At 49.2% G+C, this 17,606-nt stretch carries 14 protein-coding genes; 7 read left to right on the top strand and 7 right to left on the bottom strand.

The annotated features are described in order from the left end of the window. Nucleotides 1-76: 76 nt before the first annotated feature. Nucleotides 77-2,194: an exo-beta-N-acetylmuramidase NamZ domain-containing protein gene (locus tag AN963_RS04275; protein ID WP_055743300.1), complete on the bottom strand. Its 2,118-nt coding sequence runs from the start codon at nucleotides 2,192-2,194 to the stop codon at nucleotides 77-79. A 255-nt stretch (nucleotides 2,195-2,449) separates the two neighbouring features. Here AN963_RS04275 and AN963_RS04280 point away from each other — a divergent pair, with 255 nt between their 5' ends. The 7 genes from AN963_RS04280 (at nucleotide 2,450) to AN963_RS04310 (ending at nucleotide 11,662) form a co-directional block, all read left to right on the top strand. Continuing rightward, nucleotides 2,450-3,226, top strand: a complete 777-nt coding sequence (locus AN963_RS04280; RefSeq protein ID WP_055743301.1) for a copper amine oxidase N-terminal domain-containing protein — start codon at nucleotides 2,450-2,452, stop codon at nucleotides 3,224-3,226. 64 nt (nucleotides 3,227-3,290) lie between these two features. Then, a complete protein-coding gene (locus tag AN963_RS04285; protein WP_055744440.1) occupies nucleotides 3,291-3,914 on the top strand; it encodes a sporulation protein in 624 nt (207 codons plus the stop codon). Between the two features lie 123 nt (nucleotides 3,915-4,037). After that, nucleotides 4,038-7,238 (top strand): BTAD domain-containing putative transcriptional regulator, encoded by a 3,201-nt coding sequence (locus AN963_RS04290; RefSeq protein WP_055743302.1) that lies wholly within the window; start codon nucleotides 4,038-4,040, stop codon nucleotides 7,236-7,238. A gap of 834 nt (nucleotides 7,239-8,072) precedes the next feature. Continuing rightward, a complete protein-coding gene (locus tag AN963_RS04295) occupies nucleotides 8,073-8,648 on the top strand; it encodes a TetR/AcrR family transcriptional regulator (protein WP_055743303.1) in 576 nt (191 codons plus the stop codon). A gap of 47 nt (nucleotides 8,649-8,695) precedes the next feature. Continuing rightward, nucleotides 8,696-9,886, top strand: coding sequence for an HlyD family secretion protein (locus AN963_RS04300; RefSeq protein WP_055743304.1), 1,191 nt, complete (start codon nucleotides 8,696-8,698; stop codon nucleotides 9,884-9,886). Then, nucleotides 9,879-11,054 carry an ABC transporter permease gene (locus tag AN963_RS04305; RefSeq protein WP_055743305.1) on the top strand — a complete coding sequence of 392 codons (1,176 nt, stop codon included), beginning with the start codon at nucleotides 9,879-9,881 and terminating at the stop codon, nucleotides 11,052-11,054. The genes AN963_RS04300 and AN963_RS04305 overlap by 8 nt, the downstream gene beginning before the upstream one ends. Before the next feature lie 95 nt (nucleotides 11,055-11,149). Continuing rightward, complete coding sequence (locus tag AN963_RS04310) at nucleotides 11,150-11,662, top strand: DUF3907 family protein (RefSeq protein WP_055743306.1); 513 nt, start codon at nucleotides 11,150-11,152, stop codon at nucleotides 11,660-11,662. A 22-nt stretch (nucleotides 11,663-11,684) separates the two neighbouring features. Here the strand turns inward: AN963_RS04310 and AN963_RS04315 are convergent, their stop codons facing one another. The 6 genes from AN963_RS04315 to AN963_RS04340 all read right to left on the bottom strand — a co-directional run bounded on the left by AN963_RS04315 (nucleotide 11,685) and on the right by AN963_RS04340 (nucleotide 17,581). Further along, complete coding sequence (locus tag AN963_RS04315; RefSeq protein WP_055743307.1) at nucleotides 11,685-12,278, bottom strand: NAD(P)H-dependent oxidoreductase; 594 nt, start codon at nucleotides 12,276-12,278, stop codon at nucleotides 11,685-11,687. A 24-nt stretch (nucleotides 12,279-12,302) separates the two neighbouring features. Further along, nucleotides 12,303-13,700, bottom strand: a complete 1,398-nt coding sequence (locus AN963_RS04320; protein WP_055743308.1) for a S8 family peptidase — start codon at nucleotides 13,698-13,700, stop codon at nucleotides 12,303-12,305. Between the two features lie 69 nt (nucleotides 13,701-13,769). Further along, a complete protein-coding gene (locus tag AN963_RS04325) occupies nucleotides 13,770-14,414 on the bottom strand; it encodes a trimeric intracellular cation channel family protein (protein WP_055743309.1) in 645 nt (214 codons plus the stop codon). A gap of 22 nt (nucleotides 14,415-14,436) precedes the next feature. After that, nucleotides 14,437-15,210: a Cof-type HAD-IIB family hydrolase gene (locus AN963_RS04330; RefSeq protein ID WP_055743310.1), complete on the bottom strand. Its 774-nt coding sequence runs from the start codon at nucleotides 15,208-15,210 to the stop codon at nucleotides 14,437-14,439. A gap of 127 nt (nucleotides 15,211-15,337) precedes the next feature. Then, a complete protein-coding gene (locus AN963_RS04335; protein WP_055743311.1) occupies nucleotides 15,338-16,453 on the bottom strand; it encodes an ABC transporter ATP-binding protein in 1,116 nt (371 codons plus the stop codon). Between the two features lie 111 nt (nucleotides 16,454-16,564). Next, nucleotides 16,565-17,581: a PucR family transcriptional regulator gene (locus AN963_RS04340; RefSeq protein ID WP_055743312.1), complete on the bottom strand. Its 1,017-nt coding sequence runs from the start codon at nucleotides 17,579-17,581 to the stop codon at nucleotides 16,565-16,567. Nucleotides 17,582-17,606: the final 25 nt, after the last annotated feature.

The following is a 17,606-nucleotide window of genomic DNA, read 5'->3' on the forward strand; positions in this document are numbered from 1 at the left end:
CACGTAGCCATAAAAATAGCCCGCTCTATGGTTTGGACGACCAAGAGCGGGCTTTCTTATGGAGAAAGTGAAGGTCCTATTTGACCGTAGAAACAGTCGGGTGATCCGGTTTGATGACATCAAAGCGATATCCTTTTGACTTCAGAAACGTAATGACTTCTGGGAGTGCTTGAGCAGTTGGGCCTTTGGTGCTGGAGTCGTGCATCAAGATGACGATTTCCTTTTGGCTCTTTACTTGCTGCTTGATGTTTGCCAGAGCTCCTTGGGCCGTGTATTTATTGCTTCGGGCATCGCCATTGGTTACATTCCAGTCGATGAAGGTGTACTCCCGGTTATTTGCTTCCGCTTTGATGGCGTTCATGACCGGATGCGACTGATTATACACCTTTGGATCTTGATACTTGTGACTCACGGTGTTGGTACTGCCCCCTGGATAACGGAAAATGGTGGGTCTCATTCCGATTGCTTTTTCAATCATGTCATTTCCTTTTTCCAGATCCGCGAAGAATGCTTCCATACTCTTGTACACGATGCGGTAATCATGGGAGTAGGTATGACCTCCGATTGCATGACCTTCCGCGAGGGTCCGTTTGAGAATGGCTTCGTGCCCAGCGACGCTGCGACCGACGATGAAGAAGGTTGCTTTGACTCCGAATTTCTTTAATGTATCGAGAACTTGCGGAGTCACAGGTGACGGCCCATCATCAAAAGTCAGGTAGGCAACTTTATCAGTAGCAGGATTTGCCGGCTTGGTAGCAGGCGGTGTGACTGGCGGTTTCCCTGCAGGTGGAGTCACAGGTGGCTTCACAGCGGGCTGTGTAGGCTTGACGGGAACACTGGTACCCGGTGTTCCCGGTTTGGGTGTTGCTGGTGTGCCAGGCTTCCCAGTCGTTGCTGGCTTTGTTTCCGTTGGGGTTGCCGGCTTCACCACAGGCTGAGGTTTTTCAGGTTGCGGTGAAACAGTCGGCTTGTTATGAATCGGCATAAGCGGTTGGTAAGGCTCTTCTCCATAGATCAGGAATGACTTGCGCTGCTCTTTGAAGCTCGCCAGTTGTTCCGCATACGCTGCTTCGATGTCCTGCGGTTTCTTTTCTTGTTCCAATTCAATCCCGATTTTGTTTGTTCCCATCATTCGGTCAAACAAGGTGATTTCTTTATCGGAGCTTTTTGGGATAGGAAAATGGTTCAGCTGTCGTGCAAGGGCCAATGCATACATCCCTGTTTTTGCTGGATTGAACAGGTGGGGATCGGTGATTTGGAGCCTCACTCCTCCGGCAGTTCCTTTTGTCGTCTCAGGCAAGAAAACAACTCCTGGCAACAGGCTGGCATTCAACAGGTCGGCATACTGGCTAGCTACGATTCCTTCGCCACCAATCCAGGAATAGTTGTCCTCCTGGCGAAGCGCTGTGCCTTCGCTCACACCCGTCGCCATGTAACCGAAAACGGCAGTCAGGCTAGGGAGATGGGAGGCATTTGGAAGCCAGGTCAGCCCAGTATCCTGAAAGAGCATGGAGCGCGTATAGCCTTGCATGGGAACGACAGTGAGGTCTGCACCAATGTTGCGGTTGAAGAACAGGGAAAGCTCACCAATCGTCATACCGTGAGCCATCGGTAACGTATCCGCGCCGATGTAAGAGACAAAACCCGGCTCCAGCAACGGGCCGTCTACGAGCTTTCCGCCCAACGGATTGGGGCGATCGAGAACGATGACTGGTTTCCCCAGCTGTTTTGCAGCTGTCATACAATCACGCAAGGTAGTTATGTAAGGGTTCGTACGTGCACCAGTATCTTGCAGATCGATGATCAGTACATCCAAATGGGCGTACATTTCTTGGGTTGGTACTCGACTTGTTTCGTTCAAGCTGTAGACGGGAATACCGTACACCGGATGTTTATAGGTAACGACCGGTTTTCCGGCTTCTCCCTTGCCGTCCAATCCGTTTTCTGTGGCGAACAAGGCGACAAGACTGACAGAACGATCTCGCCTCAATAAATCAATCGTGCTTACTCCCAGGCTGTTGACACCAGACTGGTTCGTGACGAGTCCGACTTTTTTACCATCAATTAATGAATGGAATTGATCGAACAGTACATCGCTTCCTAATTGAATGGCAGCAGTGTTGGCAGAACTTCCACCTGGAGGAATCATGCTCAAGATGAGTGCGAGGATGAGGAACGGAATTATTTTTTTCATCGTCATTGCCTCTTTCAAAATGAAAATTTCGTCGTTGTATGTCCTATTGTAACGGTTTTTTGGAGTAAGATGGTTTCATTTTTGTAACAATTTGAAAATAGTTCAAAGGGACGAGGAAATCTGGCATACAGCATTCGAATGGACCAGTGATATCCAGTGTTTTCCAATATCTGATAGCTGGAATTCCTTGCATCCACCCACGTCCTATAGTAGATTTAGAACCATGTGAATCTTTTTTGAAATGGAGTGGACACCATGCTAAAAAAATTAGCCTCACTCGTACTGGCGCTTGCGCTCGTACCTGTGGCAGCTTTTTCTGCATCCGCCGCATCTGCGCCAGCTGCCATTAAAGTGGAATACAACAAAAAGGCGATCGTATTCCTAGACCAAAAGCCTGTCATCCGTGACAGCCGTACGTTGGTACCCATTCGCCCAATCGCGGAAAGCCTCGGCTTTGATGTCGATTGGAACGAGAAAACTCGAACAGTGACGATCAATAAAGGAACAAACAATGTTCGCTTGGTTGTGACTCAAAAAATTGCTAAGAAAAATGGACAAACCATCAACCTGGATGTACCCGCGCAAATTATTAATCAACGGACAATGGTTCCTGTGCGCTTTATCGCAGAAGCACTGAGCTACAATGTCAATTGGGATCAAGCCACGCAAACTGTTCTGATTGCGGACAAGCAGTCCTCTGGGTCAACAGCATCCACTGAAAAACCAAAAGACAACACCACAGAGCAAAAGCAAGAACCAGCTGCAAATGCTGCGAACTTGATCGATCGCTCTACAATTAAAGGGAAAACCTTTACAATCGCCACTATCGGTCTTTATCGAGTGAGTGGTACCGTAGAGCCTGGCAGCGATGTAGTGGTAACTTTGGAAGACAATACCTTCGAAGTAGATGTAAATTCAGACGGGACCTTTGAGTTCAACAAGGACACGTATGACGGTATCCGAAACTTTACACTGAAAGCAGAAAAAGGCGGGAAAGTCGATACGTTCGAGGGTGAATTTGTAAGTAATTAGGTTTTCTTTTATAGAGTAAGAACACCTCCTGCACACCACACTATGTGCAAGGAGGTGTTTTTTGTTGAAACGAATTCAAGTGGGAATCTGTGCTTCGATGATACTCGCTGGCTTGGTCGCAGGCTGTTCGCCAAACAAAGAACAGGGATCGGAAGATAAGAACGGCAATCAGGCCAAGTACGAGTCACTAGGCATCAACTATCGCAATGACAATGCAGGTATGGACAAGGGACCGGCTGCTATGATTAGCCAAAAGTACGTTCACCAACGGGAGCCGCATCTGGTGTCTTTACTGGAGCGGCATGCGGAAAAGATCCCTGGTGTCGTCGATATCAAAGTATTGGCTTACAAGGACACGCTATTGGTCGGTGTGTTACCAGTAGATACACCAAAGCCAGATGAAGTGAACCAAAGACCAACGATTCCCTATACCCCGGGCAAAATCATACGGAACGATAATGGTCATACCGACGCTCTCCAAAAACGCGTGGTGGACAGGATGAGAGTCCGACTGCAGACAGAGTCGCAGTATAACATCATGTATGTATCCACCAGTCGCGCGCTTTATGATAGAGTTGCGGATTTGCATGAGCGGATTGTACGTGGAGAACACGTAAGTGATGAAGAATTCCAAGTCTTGATCAATGATATTGGTTACACGATAAAAGGCTACAATCTGATCGACTGACAAAGCACCACCTGGATGCCCGGGTGGGCTTTTTAGCGTGAAAACGGCTTGTTAGGCAGGAAAAGAAGCACGAAATGGGGAAAGTAACGAGAGAGAGAAGGAGAACGGCAAGGAGTGCAGCCCATGAATACATCGCAGGTCTCGATCACAAAAATAACCCCTCCTCGACCAAAGCCGTATGTGCTGAGGCGCCCCTCTTTGGCGAAAAAGCTTCGTTTGTTGCATCATGTACCGCTCTGTGTCGTACATGCAGCAACCGGCTACGGGAAGACGATGACGGTCGCTGCCTATCTGCATGACACCAAGCTGGATGCGTGCTGGTACTACCTGACGGAGGGCGACGAACAACTATCCGTATTTTTGTACGGTTTGGTGGAGAGCGTGCGGCGGCTCTTCCCTCATTTTGGGGGATCGATTGCAAATAAGCTGGAAATTTTTACTGGTGAGGAATGGCATCCGCAACGAATGGCGGAGTTGTTCGTACGCGAATGGCACCAGCTGCAGACGGAAAAAGACCATTTGATCGTTCTGGACGATTATCACTATATAGAGAAAGACAGTCCTGTAGACGCCTTTATTCGAAAACTGGCAGGACAGCTCCCCCATCATCTAAAGCTGCTGATATTGTCCCGGGCTCAGCTTACCTGGCCCGAGCTGGAATTATGGAAGGCACGAGGGGAGTGCCTGGCTCTCAAGACGGAAGATCTGACTTTTTCCCGTGAAGACAGCGAGGCATTTTTTCAGGATGAATATGATGTATGGCTGACAGCCGAAGAGTGGGATCGCGTAGAGCAGATGTCCCGTGGCTGGGTATTGTCGCTGCGCTATTTGGGTGAGAAAATGTCAGGTGGAGCTACGGTTTCGGAAAGTCTACGGGACTTGGCGCGCTTGGTGCACTTTTTGGAAGCAGAAGTATGGCTACGATTGGATGAGCAGCTGCAGCTATTCTTGATGAAATGTGCGGTACTCGAAGAATTTGAAGAGGAAGACTGTCGTCAGATTTTGGGGGAAAAAGGTGTAGAGCTACTTTCTCACATCCATCAATGCAATTTGTTTATCGCTGTCGACCAGCAGGGAAAGCATTCGTTTCACCCACTCTTTCACAGGCTGCTGGCAAGTAAGCTCGCGTCAAACAGTGAGCTGTATTTGCAAGTGAACGAAGAAGCGGCCCTCTGGTACAGGCGCAAGGGAGAAGATGGAAAAGCATTCGAGCATCTACAGCTGGCTGAAAAATGGGATGTGCTGGGAGAGTGGCTGTGTCAGGCATCTGAGCGATTGCTGACAGATGGCAAGCTCGAAGTCCTTTATCACTGGATCACACTTTTGCCGGATTCTATGAAGGAAGCAAAGCATTGGCTGTGGTTTTATCAAGCGGAGGTCGAGCGCTACCGCTGTCACTACATAAAGGCATTTGGGTCGTACGAGCATTTTCTGGAGCTGTGTGCAACCAAGCATGATCAGGTCGGTCAATGCAGAGGTCTAGAAGGGATGGCACGCGTCCATCTCGACAGTGTCCAAGGGGTTCGGGCAGAAACATTGTTGAAGCAAGCAATCGACCTACTGCCGCCAGCAGAGCAGGGACAGGAGATGGCACCGCGCCTGTATCGCTTGTTAGCAGAAATCTACACCAACCGGGGAGATGCAAAGCAGGCGGCAGAATGGTACAGACGAAGCCAGGAGCTCGAGCAGTTGACAGAGGTGGAGCTGGAATCGCGACTGTTGTTTCGGACAGGTCGCTTGCAGTCTTCGATTCAATTGCTGGAGGAGAAATCTATGGCGGAGCGAAGCAAGCACCCAAAGCTGACGCGATCCTATCGGGAAACATCGTTGTTGCTATCCTTCGTGTACGCGCTAAATGGGGAGTGGGAGCGGGGATGGCAAGCGGCCGAAACAGCCATTGAGCTGGGGCGTGCTGCCAATTCTCCTTTTGTAGAGGCGAATGGGTATGTCCGAAAAGCACACGCTGCCTTGATCAGCCAACAGCTTCCTGCAGAAGAAATCAGGCAATTGTACGAAAAAGGTTTGCACATGATGGAAGATCTGCAGTCCACTCGAGGAAAGTCAGAGACGTTGCTGGGGCTCACACTTCTCCATGGCCGGGAAAAAGCATTGGATCTGGCCCTCCAGTACGGAAAAAGAGGGATGCAGGAAACAGAGGCGATGCGGGATGACTGGCTGAACAGCCTGGTTCGCGTGGCTACCGGGATTGCGTATGCTGCTTACGGCAAGGATAGAGAGGCAGTGGAAGTATTCCGAGATTGTGTAGAGCGTCTCAGTCTGTGTGGAGATAGCTTTGGCGTAGTGACTTGTCAGCTGTGGCTCAGCTTTCTGGCGTACCGCAACAAGCAATGGGAGCTGTTTGTACCCGCTGTTACGCAGGCTATGTCCCTGATGCAATCGGGCGAATATCACTTTCTGTTGCAGCGGCCGACCATGCTCACCCTGCAAGACGTTCAGCAGCTCATGCCCGTTTTGATTGAAGCAGAACGACGACAAGTATACCCGGATTACGTCTCGCAGCTGCTGAATGATTTGGGACTGCAAAATGTTACCTTTCATCCAGGGTATACGCTGAGGATCCAGACCCTGGGACAGTTCCGCGTCTGGCTGGGCGATCACGAGCTGAGCGAGAAGGCGTGGCAGCGTGGAACAGCCAAGCTCTTATTTCAGCTGTTGCTGACCAAGCGACAGCATCTACTGGCGCGTGAGGAAATCATGAACCGTCTGTGGGCAGACAGCGATGAGGAATCAGCCATCCGTGACTTCAAGGTGGCTTTGAATGCGCTGAACAAAGCCTTGGAGCCGAATCGAGCTGCTCGCGCCGATACGTTTTTTATTCAAAGGCAAGGGAGCTCCTACGGTTTTAATCTGGCTTCTGGGTACCAAATTGACGTCGAGGAATTCGAAAAGCTCGTCACACTCGGGATGACAGAGACGGATTCGAGACAAGCTGCCATATTGCTCGAAAAAGGGCTCAGCTATTACCAGGGCGACTATTTGCCAGAATGCCGATATGACGAGTGGTGTGTCGAGGAGCGAGAGCGATTACAGGTACTGTTCCTGCGAGGGGCAGAGAGGGTGGCCAAAATCAGGCTGGAGGACAATCGGTTGGAGGGTGTCATCCGCTGGTGTGAAGCGATCTTGCGTGTCGATGACTGTTGGGAAGAAGCCTATCGCTTGTTGATGACCGCCTATTATCAGTTAAACAATCGGGCGCAAGCGATACGCTGGTATGAAAAATGTGTAACAAAACTGCAAGAGCAACTGGGGGTAGCCCCAATGCCAGCCACAAAGGAAACGTATCAAAAAATTATGACGAGATGAGACCGCCACGAAGCGGTCTTTTTTAAGAGTATCAGGGATCACGAAAAATATAAAAAACATGGAGACTCCAACATAGCGGATGTGGGGAGAAGCAGGTTTCCGATCTGTGCTCCGGCTTTTCCCACCGAACAGATTCGGCGGCCCTGCATGGGAGAATAGACTGTCCGCTCCACAACGATTCACGGGGAAGCGGTAAAGTAGTAGCCGCTCCGCCTGGAAACCTGCTTCTCCTGCGAGCTTTTGTGGTTTCTAGCCACCAGGTATTACAAGGGAGCAAAAGCTTTAATTCCCAATCGTTGAGCTTCGAAGGACATGGGTGAATCAAGAGAATAACGAGACGTCAAATATGTCAGCTCGACGTGTCAGGGGAGCAATTGAATAAGGAGAACCATACTTTCGTTCTTCTATGGCATTATCCCACGAAGGGTTCTTCTCAGAGAATCTTCGTGGAAGGCTCACAAGAAAAGGTACGTGGATGAGCCAAAGCTGGTCGAGGAAAAAAGGGAAATAAGCGAAGATCTTTGGAATACCAACCAAGGCGCAATAGAAAAACGAAACACGGTTTTAAGCGTCCACCTCTGATACGCTCCCTGAGACGGCTGCTTTGCACGCGGTTTCGTTTTTTATATGGAGCCGGACAGGTATGACCCTCAGTAGGTGTTCCTATGAAGCTGGAGCGTTTTCCCCTTTTTCCTCCCCTCCACCATAGTATGATTGACCACCATACCAAAAGTCTCCCATAAAAACGCGCACGCTTGACAAAACTAGGAAGGAGTCTTACACTAATTTTTGTACTGACCAGTCAGTTCAAAAAAGATAAGGAGGATGGGAGTGATGGCGTCAGCAAAAAAAGACCAGATTGCACAGGGAGCTTTAACTGCATTCGCCCAATACGGGTTTAGTGAAACCTCGATGGACACGATCGCCGAAGTAGCGCAAGTCGCCAAGGGGACGCTCTATTACCATTTTTCTACGAAAGAAGAGCTGTTCCTGTACGTCATTGAAAAAGGCGTGAAGATGCTGATTTACCATGTAGACAGTGTCATGCAAAAAGAAGAATTATCGCTGGAAGACCGCATGATGAGTGTGTTGGATGAGCATCTTCGCTTCTTTTCCGAAAATCAGGAGCTTTGCTTTTTGCTCTTGAGCTTTTTTACAGGTGACGAACAAAGGGATCAGATGGTCGGGAGGATCTTGACCGGATATTTTACGACCATGGAAAATTACATGACAGATTTGCAGCAAAAAGGCTACATCCGGGCTGATGCCGAGATTCGGACGTTAGCGTCGGCTCTGTTTGGCATGATTGGTTTCACAGTATTGCGCAAGCAGTTTCGCAAAGAACCGCTTCAGAGTGAAGCAGGTCGACTGACGCTGCGCAACATGCTAGCGGGTATTTTACAGAAGTAATCAGGAGAAAAGAAAAATCAACATCTACAAAAAGAGGGGAAAACCAGATGAACAAACGTGCATGGATCGGGGTGGCTGGCTTTGTTGCCGGCATTGCAGTATTGGGGACCGTACTATTTGGACCGGGGGTCGGAAATGTATCGGGCCAACGAGCGGATAAACTAGCAGGCGTGATCGAGGGAACAGAAGTCGATCTGTCTTTTAAGATGGGGGGCTCCATCGAGCAGGTCACGCTGGCTGAAGGCGATGAAGTCAAAGCTGGTCAATTGGTTGCGACGCTGAACAGTGAAGAGCTCCTGGCGAAAAAGGAACAGGCTGAAGCGGCATATCATCTGGCGCAAGTCAAGCTGGAGCAGGCGAAGAAAGGCGTTTCTCTGACAGACAGCACGAGTGGAGCGCAAGTCGATCAAGCACAGGCAGTCGTCAGCTCAGCTCAAGCGCAATTGGCAGCAAATAAGAACGGAGCGCGCGCGGAAGAAATCTCGCAGTTGAAAGCAAAGGTCCAGGCAACAGAAACTGCCAAACAGATCGCAGCTACCAATCTAGAACGGATGAAAAAGCTTTTAGCAGAAGGGGCTGTTCCACAAGTAAAAGTCGAAGAAGCACAGATGCAGCATCAGCAAGCGACTGCAGAGAACAAAGCGGCCGTAGAGCAACTGAAAATGGCCCAATCGGGTGCGAGAAGTGAACAAGTAGACGCAGCACAGGCACAGCTGGATCAGGCAAAGGCTGCTTATCAACAGGCCGTATCGGCTCGAGGTCAGGTAGGTCTGAAAGAGCTTGACGTGAAATCAGCTGAAGCGGGCGTACAACAGGCAAAAGGGGCCTTGGCTGAAATCGAAGCATACCTGAACAATGCAAAGCTGACTGCTCCTGTCGATGGGATCGTGAAGTCGGTCGCTGTCCAAAAAGGTGAGCTGGTTGCCCAGGGCTTTACCGTATTGACCATCCAGTCGAAGGTGGATAACTACGTGAAGTTTTATGTCAATGAATACGCGCTTTCTGCAGTAAAAGCAGTAGACGCAGTCAAATTGTATGTACCTGCCTTGAAACGCGATGTAGAGGCAAAAGTAGTTACCGTAGCTCCAGCAGCAGACTTTGCTGTGAAAAAGGCAACACAAGAATTGGGTGACCGCGACATCCGCTCGTTCCAGGTAAAAATGCTCGTAACAGATACTGAATTGCGTCCGGGTCTGACCGTAGAGTGGAATGTCGAAGGGGCTGGTAACGGTGAGTAATTTCTCCCGGCTCTTTTGGACCGAGTGGCAAAATCTTTTTACCAATAAAACAATTCGCAATATCGTCTTCATCGTTCCACTGATGTATTTGACCCTCTTCGGTTTTCTGTACAGCGAGAAAAAAGTGATGCACATCCCTACCGTAATGGTGGATGCTGACCAGACAGAATTAAGTCGCGAGCTATATCGGGCGTTTGAGGTTGATCAGACGTTTCGCATTGGTTCCATTGTCGGTACAGAAGAAGAGGCAATGAACCTCATCGATCAGGGTAAAGCCAACGTCGCACTGATCATACCATCAAATCTCGAAAAGAACGTGAAGGCAGGACGGGAGGCAGAAGTGCTGACCGTCATTGATGGCAGTAATATGATGATCTCCAACACGGCCGTACGTGCAGCCAGTACAGTAGTCAAAACGGTCTCAGCAGGGGCTACGCTTAAAAAGCTGGAAGCGCACGGAGGCTGGGGAGAGGAAGGGAAAAATCTCTACACCGGCATCGATTATCGCTATCGGGTTTTGTACAATCCGACGTTTAGCTACATGTCTTTTATGGTATTTGGCTTAGCGGGAACCGTCCTGCAGCAAGTCCTGTTCCTGGGGATTGCCATCTCGGTCACTCAGCAGAAAGAAGCGGGAACCTGGCGCGATACCATGGCAAACAACAGCTTTTGGGCGATTACCGCTAGCAAGATACTCCCATACTTTTTAGCCGGAACGCTCAATATGTTCATTGGATTCACGTTGCTCCTAAAAGTGTTTGGAATCCCGTATTACGGCAGCACGATGAATCTCATGCTCATCGCGAGTGCGTTCAACTTGGCGGTTTTGTCGATCGGTTATGCGATCTCATTTTTCTCCAAAGACCAGCTGCAGGCGACACAGACAGCGATGCTGATCGCGGTTCCTTCCTTTATGCTGTCGGGCTTCACCTGGCCTTTCATGTCCATGCCGACTGTGGTCGCGGCCATCGGAAAATCTTTGCCGCTTACGTATTTTTTGCATGGTGTGAGAGAAATTTTAACCAAGGGACACGGCCTGTCGGCGGTTACCTCCGATCTCCTCATTTTGTGCTTCATGACGGTGTTGGGCCTGTTCGCAGCGTACGTCATTTACTTGCTACAGACGAGGAAAAAAGTGGAAAGAGTAAGCGAATCCGCGACTGCGTAGGGAGAGATATGCAGAAAAGAAAACCTTGTGTTATAAAGAATCTTTCCTTTATACTTACTTAAAAAAGGCAGATTCTTCAACGCAAGGGGGACATTATGTCAGCGACTCATTTGAAGCAATTGTGCGAAGAGACGTACACCAAGTTGAAAAAGGTAAGCATGGAAGTGGAACGCTATTTGAACCAGGTAACCTTATCAAGCCTAGTTTCTCAGTCCGGGGATCCGGAAGAGTACGAATCCTACTACCGCAACTACCTTTCAGACCTGCGCCATTTACTTGTCTACTGCGAGAATGCGTACGATAGGCTGGGGGTTTCCCTGCGCCGAGCACGATTTAATGAGGAGTTTGCCGAGGAAGTATTGTATCAGGTATACCATACCTGTATAAATAACTTCTATTACCCCAAAGGCGAGGTCTACGACGAAGACGGTCGCTATTCGTATACCGGACAAGATGCGATCATTTTCCGCAAGCAGGTCACACCTGAATTGCAACAACTGACGCTTGCATTGTCAAAGGTATTTGAACAAATGCGTGATGATCTGCAATATTACGAGACGGACTACATTACCAAAAAACGAATGCAAAAGGAACAAGCACAGGCGTAACTGCCCGTGCTTGTTTTTTTCGCTACACGCCGACTGGCTGACGAATGTGGAGCATGCGTTCCTCTACTTGCTTCAGCATATTGATGAGGGCACCATCTTCCACGTAAGGAACAGCAGCGAAGTTGTGGTAGGCGACGCGGTATCCGATCATTTGCAGGGTACCTTCGGCGATTTGCTTTTCTACGACGGCGTCCATGCCGGAAGTGGCCATTTCCTTTGCCGATGCACGAGTGGTGGTAAAGACAATCGCCTGCTTGTTCGTCAGGAGCCCGACCGGCCCTTTTTCTTCATAGCGAAAAGCGAATCCATCGGTGAAAACACGATCGATGTAGCCTTTCAAAATGGCAGGCTCGGACCACCACCACACCGGATAGATCATAATGAGAAGTTCAGAGTCTTTAATCAGTTCCTGTTCTTCCAGAATATCTGCGGAAGCAGTCCCTTGTTCGACTAAGCGCATGTCTTCTGCCTGAAATACGGGTTGAAATTGCATTTTATACAGATCGCGCAGCTTATATTCAATGTTTTGCTTATCCAGTGCTTGAGTCACACGGGCGAGTATTTCATGGCAAAAGCTGCTTTCTCCTTCATGGGCAAGCACGATGACAGCTTTCATAATAGCTCCTCCTCAGAGATGTGCTTATTGGGCTCCGAAACGCAGACGCAGCAGGAATTTATTTAACAAGCCTCCAATGGTTTGGGGTGGCTGTTCGGTTTTCGCAGGTTCAGTGCGCAACTGCTTGAGTGTACTACTAACGTCTATCATGCCGTATCCGTACAATTGATCGTGCCCTGGGGGACCGAGATCGAGAGCAGATTTTCGAATCAGTTCCATCACATCATGCGTTTTCATATCGGGATGAACAGAACGGACTAACGCGGCTAGTGCAGCGACATGTGGACAAGCCATGGACGTTCCAGACAAAGACGCATAGTCGCTGTAAATATACGTACTAGGGATGTCCACGCCAGGTGCGGCTACGTCAACGTAATCACCAAAATTGGAGAAATCAGCACGTTCCTTGAGGTGGTCAACCGCAGCTACAGAAAGGACCTCTTCGTAGGCAGCGGGATAGCTAGGCTGATCGGAAGCGTCATTACCGGATGCTGCGACCAAGACCACGTTGTTTTCATATGCGTATCGACACGCTTCTTTGAGCGCTGCAGAGGAAGTATAGTTCCCTACACTCAGGTTGATGACGTCGGCGCCGTGATCGGTTGCCCAGTAAATGCCCTGTGCAATGTCGACAGCTGAGCCTGAACCGTCTGCTCCGATTGCCTTGATCGGCATGAGCTTGCTTTTCCAGGTCATACCGGCGATACCGTCTTTATTGTTCGTTTTTGCTGCGATGATACCAGAGACATGGGTGCCATGTCCGTTGTCATCCTGTGGTTTGTTGGTGTCATTGAGCACGTTGTAGCCTTCCACGAGTTTCCCCTTGAACTCTGGATGACCCATATCGACTCCTGTATCTACGACTGCGACTACCACGTCACTGCTGCCTTCGCTCACATCCCAGCTCTGCTCCATACCGATCAAAGGTAAATTCCATTGGTATTCGCTATAGTACGGATCATTGGGTTTGCGGTTAGGCAACAGTAGGAAGTTTGGTTCAGCAAAGACGGAATCCGGATGCTCCGCCAGTTTTTTCATGAGCTGCTTCGTACTCAGACTACGAGATTTGATGATGATAAACTTGTCAAAATCACGCTTGATTTTGGCATCGAGAGAGGCAACCATCTTGTCTATCGTCTTTTGATCGGGTCGTGGGGAGAAGCGTACGACGACTTCATGCTCCACATAGTGGCTCCGATCGCGAGGATTATGGTGAAGCGTCTGAATGTGGCTTCTTTTTTCCAGATCTCGTCGGATGTCTTTTACCTGTTCAATGAAGTTGATCCGGGGAATACTCGCCTCCGTAGAGGTGACCCGAGGATGGGGCTCGCGCTGTTCCTGCTCCGCATTTTGATGCATGCGATACGGAACAACGACGAGTCCGACCAAAGCGACCGCAACGACAATCGGGGCCAAGCGCAAAAAAATCACTCCCTCTTGTGCTTATGGATATATCCTGCACATGGAGAGAGTGATTATGAAGGTAAAAGCTTACAGTCGATTGTTTAATGGTCGTATGGAGGAAGGAGTAGTAGATGGTCGCAGAGAGCGACGAGGGAGCTTCCAGCCACGATAGACGGACACCATTCTGCAGACAATAATAGCGATAAACAACGCATACAGCTCAGGTATAGAAGTGGCCCATTTCAGGCCGACAGCTACCCCTGCGACCATCGCCCATACGGCGTAGATTTCTTCTTTAAAGACGAGCGGTTTGCGGCCAGCGAGTACATCTCGGATGATACCGCCACCGATTCCTGTCAACACAGCAGCGACGATCGTTGCACTGAGCGGGTAGTTCATTTGGGTTGCATACATAGCACCCTGAATAGCAAATGCGGAGAGGCCGACCGCATCGAAAAACAGGCCCCAGCGATTCCAATAGCCGATATATTTATGGGGAAGTACAAAGACAATGAACATGGAGACGAGTGCAATTGTAAACAATGTCCCTTGATTCCAAAAGGCAGTGAGTGGAATTCCCAGCAAGATGTTGCGCAAAATCCCCCCGCCAAAAGCGGTTGCCATTCCAAGTACGATCACACCTAACAGATCGTACTCTTCTTCCATAGCGATGACAGCGCCGCTGATGACAAACGCGACCGTTCCGATAATATTAAACCATTCCCAAGACATGCAAAAACCTACATCCTTCCTTCTATATCAAACCAAGTTGTGTTAAACCATGATGAATGCCGTCATCGTCGACATGACGAGTCATGCGATTGGCAAAAGGTTTCAGTTCTTCGTGAGCGTTCCCCATGGCGACTCCCATCCCGACATAGGAAAGCATTTCCTTGTCGTTCAGTCCGTCTCCAAATGCGACGGCCTCATCCGGGCTGTAACCGAAATGGCGCAGGGTCGCTTCAATGCCTCGAGCCTTTGATCCGTTTGGTGGCAAAACGTCCAATACGTGTTTGTGCCAACGCACATAGGAGACTTCATGAAATCGCCCTACATACGGATCTTGTTCCTCTGCGTTGCAATAAAGGAAGGCTTGATAGATCGGGGCTTCCTCCCAATAACGATGCCGGTGCGAAGGAGCTGGCAAGCGCAAAGAGTCGAACGATTCGATCACGTGGGGATGATCGATCACATTGGCGTAGCAGCTATCAGCACTCAGGAAAACCATCGGATGCTGATTCCCATCTGCCATGCCTTCTAGTTTCGCCAATGTCGCGGTATCAAAAGGCGTATGATGGATGACGTTTCCTTTGCTCACCGCATAGGAGCCATTGAAGCTGACAAAGGTATCAATGTCTAGCTGCTGTGCAATGGGCAATAGATGGTAGGGGGAACGGCCTGTGGCGATCGCGACTTGCACGCCGTTTTGCTTCAACTGTTGGACTGCATCCACGGTTGCTGAAGGAATGACGTGTTTGGTATTAAGCAACGTGCCATCAATGTCAAAGAAGACAATTTTGTACGTCATTTCTCTTTCCTCTCCACTCTTTCTCTATAAGAATCATCGTTTTTCTGGAGCCGTGTTGATTAAATTTTTAGCTCATAAAAATAGAAAAAGGAATGTCAGGAAAAAGACATTCCTTTTCACTTTGCTATTAGAATACAGCCAGTTCCGTCTCGCTGTCAAATACGTGACATTTGGACAAATCCATCCCAAGTTTTACCGTCATACGGGGCTTTAGGCCTTCTCTGGCATCAACACGAGCGACCATTTGAGCGTTGCCAATATTATGGAAGTAAACGTACAACTCCGAACCCATGTTTTCTACAACGTCCACTTCTGCATGAAGGAAGCTCTCAAAAGGATTGGCTTCCATGAATTGGGTGTCGCTGTATAGATCTTCAGGACGAATCCCGAAAATAACGTGCTTGTTTACGTACCCATGGTCCCGTAAATGTTTGGCCTTGTCATCGGGGAAGGCGACCTGGATTTGGTCACTTTCAAAAACGAGCTTGCCTTCCCTCTCCACGACGCTACCCTTAATAAAGTTCATCGCAGGGGAGCCGATGAAGCTGGCGACAAACAAGTTAAGAGGGTGATTGTAGATCTCTGTGGGTGTGGCCACCTGCTGGATCAGCCCGTCTTTCATCACGACGATTCGGTCTCCCATCGTCATGGCCTCGGTCTGGTCGTGGGTGACGTAGACGATGGTCGTGTTTAAGCGTTGATGCAGCTTTAGAATCTCTGTACGCATCTGTACCCGCAGCTTGGCGTCGAGATTGGACAGCGGTTCATCCATGAGGAAGACCTGTGGCTCACGAACGATTGCGCGTCCGAGTGCGACCCTCTGCCGTTGACCACCGGACAATGCTTTTGGTTTACGGTCAAGGAGATGAGAAATGTCCAAGATGCGAGCTGCTTCCTGAATGCGAGTCTCAATTTCTGTTTTTGAAAATTTGCGCAATTTGAGGCCGAATGCCATGTTTTCGTACACATTCATATGGGGATAGAGGGCGTAGCTCTGAAACACCATGGCGATGTCCCGATCTTTAGGCGCGACATCATTGACGCGTCTGTCACCTATGTACATATCACCTTCCGATATTTCTTCCAAGCCTGCAATCATGCGTAATGTTGTGGATTTCCCGCACCCGGATGGACCAACCAAAACGAGAAATTCCCGGTCTTGAATTTCCAGATGAAAGTCGTTAACAGCCGTGACGTTATTTCCATAATTTTTATAAATATGATTGAGTGTTACTTTTGCCATTTATTGGCACCTCCTCGACATAGTGAAGGGAGTAGTCGCAAGGATGTATGTATCCTATGGTACCAGGCAGAGCTAAAATGCCTCTACGGTAAAATTGCACGAATTGTTTGGTCAATTTTGCCGGAAAAGAAGAAACAGCTTTAGCAGCACAGCATGTGAAAACTGCCGGGGATCCAGTCCGGTTTGCTCGGTGAGCTTGTCCAGCCGATACAAAAGGGTGTTTCGGTGTAAAAAAAGCTGACGAGACGTATCACTGATATTCAACTGACAACGAAAGAGTGTTTCGAGCGTTTCCATTTGTTCCTCGGTCAATGGATGAGCAGTTAGTTCAGATTGGATGCTACGGGCAAGCTGTTGAGAGATACCTGTGGGTAAGGTGATAGCCCATTGCTCCAGCGGGTAGTGCCAGCTTCCAGCGACCATGTCTCGTGGACAAAATTGTGTGAGGGCATGGGAAAGGGTAAAAAGCTGTCTAACTGCTTTTTCTAGCTGGAGTGGTGTAGCGATCGGAAAACTGACCAGAAGACGGACATGCTCCATTCGTTCATTCGCAATGAGATCGTGCACTCCTGAAGCCCATTCAAGATGTTCATCCGGTTCGCTTTGATTTCCCAGCATGGAGATGGGAACGAGAAGTAAATAATAGAGATGACCAAGTGGAATAAACGTAAGAGATGTGTGTTCCCCTTTGAAAAAGTCGTGGAGTAATGGCTGCAAGGAATACCAATCCAGAGTGCTCTCAGGCCGACAACGTTCTATGAGGAAGACTGCTCGTTTTTCACGCCACGACCACTGCTGCTCCAAGCGAGATGGAGGGGGCAAGGGCGAATCGCTGGAGATACTTTGCAACCAGGTAGAGACTTGATCGGTGAGAGTCGCCTCAGATTTTGATGATGCTGGGGAGAAAAAAAGTCCGAGCAGAACTCGAGCAGAAGCATGCCAAGAGGGAGTCTCGATGAGAACAAGCGAGACCGTAGTGCCATCCCCTGCTGAGGCTACAAGCTCCCAGCCTTTTTGTTCCTGCTCGTGTCGGATCTGATCAGCTTCGTTCTGGGAGGTCTGCAAACACATAATCGGCAGACCTGTTTCCTGCCGAATGCGCTCTGCGTGATTCATCCATTGTTCCATATCAGCGCCTCCGTCTCCCACTTGT

The organism is Brevibacillus choshinensis, from assembly GCF_001420695.1.
Classification (GTDB): Bacteria; Bacillota; Bacilli; order Brevibacillales; family Brevibacillaceae; genus Brevibacillus; species Brevibacillus choshinensis.

Bases quoted from the DNA above. Each gene is read 5' to 3' on its own strand.
- AN963_RS04275 (WP_055743300.1), bottom strand. From the start codon at position 2,194: ATGAAAAAAATAATTCCGTTCCTCATCCTCGCACTCATCTTGAGCATG.
- AN963_RS04315 (WP_055743307.1), bottom strand. From the start codon at position 12,278: ATGAAAGCTGTCATCGTGCTTGCCCATGAAGGAGAAAGCAGCTTTTGC.
- AN963_RS04295 (WP_055743303.1), top strand. From the start codon at position 8,073: ATGGCGTCAGCAAAAAAAGACCAGATTGCACAGGGAGCTTTAACTGCA.
- AN963_RS04310 (WP_055743306.1), top strand. From the start codon at position 11,150: ATGTCAGCGACTCATTTGAAGCAATTGTGCGAAGAGACGTACACCAAG.
- AN963_RS04325 (WP_055743309.1), bottom strand. From the start codon at position 14,414: ATGTCTTGGGAATGGTTTAATATTATCGGAACGGTCGCGTTTGTCATC.
- AN963_RS04300 (WP_055743304.1), top strand. From the start codon at position 8,696: ATGAACAAACGTGCATGGATCGGGGTGGCTGGCTTTGTTGCCGGCATT.
- AN963_RS04335 (WP_055743311.1), bottom strand. From the start codon at position 16,453: ATGGCAAAAGTAACACTCAATCATATTTATAAAAATTATGGAAATAAC.
- AN963_RS04280 (WP_055743301.1), top strand. From the start codon at position 2,450: ATGCTAAAAAAATTAGCCTCACTCGTACTGGCGCTTGCGCTCGTACCT.
- AN963_RS04340 (WP_055743312.1), bottom strand. From the start codon at position 17,581: ATGGAACAATGGATGAATCACGCAGAGCGCATTCGGCAGGAAACAGGT.
- AN963_RS04290 (WP_055743302.1), top strand. From the start codon at position 4,038: ATGAATACATCGCAGGTCTCGATCACAAAAATAACCCCTCCTCGACCA.
- AN963_RS04330 (WP_055743310.1), bottom strand. From the start codon at position 15,210: ATGACGTACAAAATTGTCTTCTTTGACATTGATGGCACGTTGCTTAAT.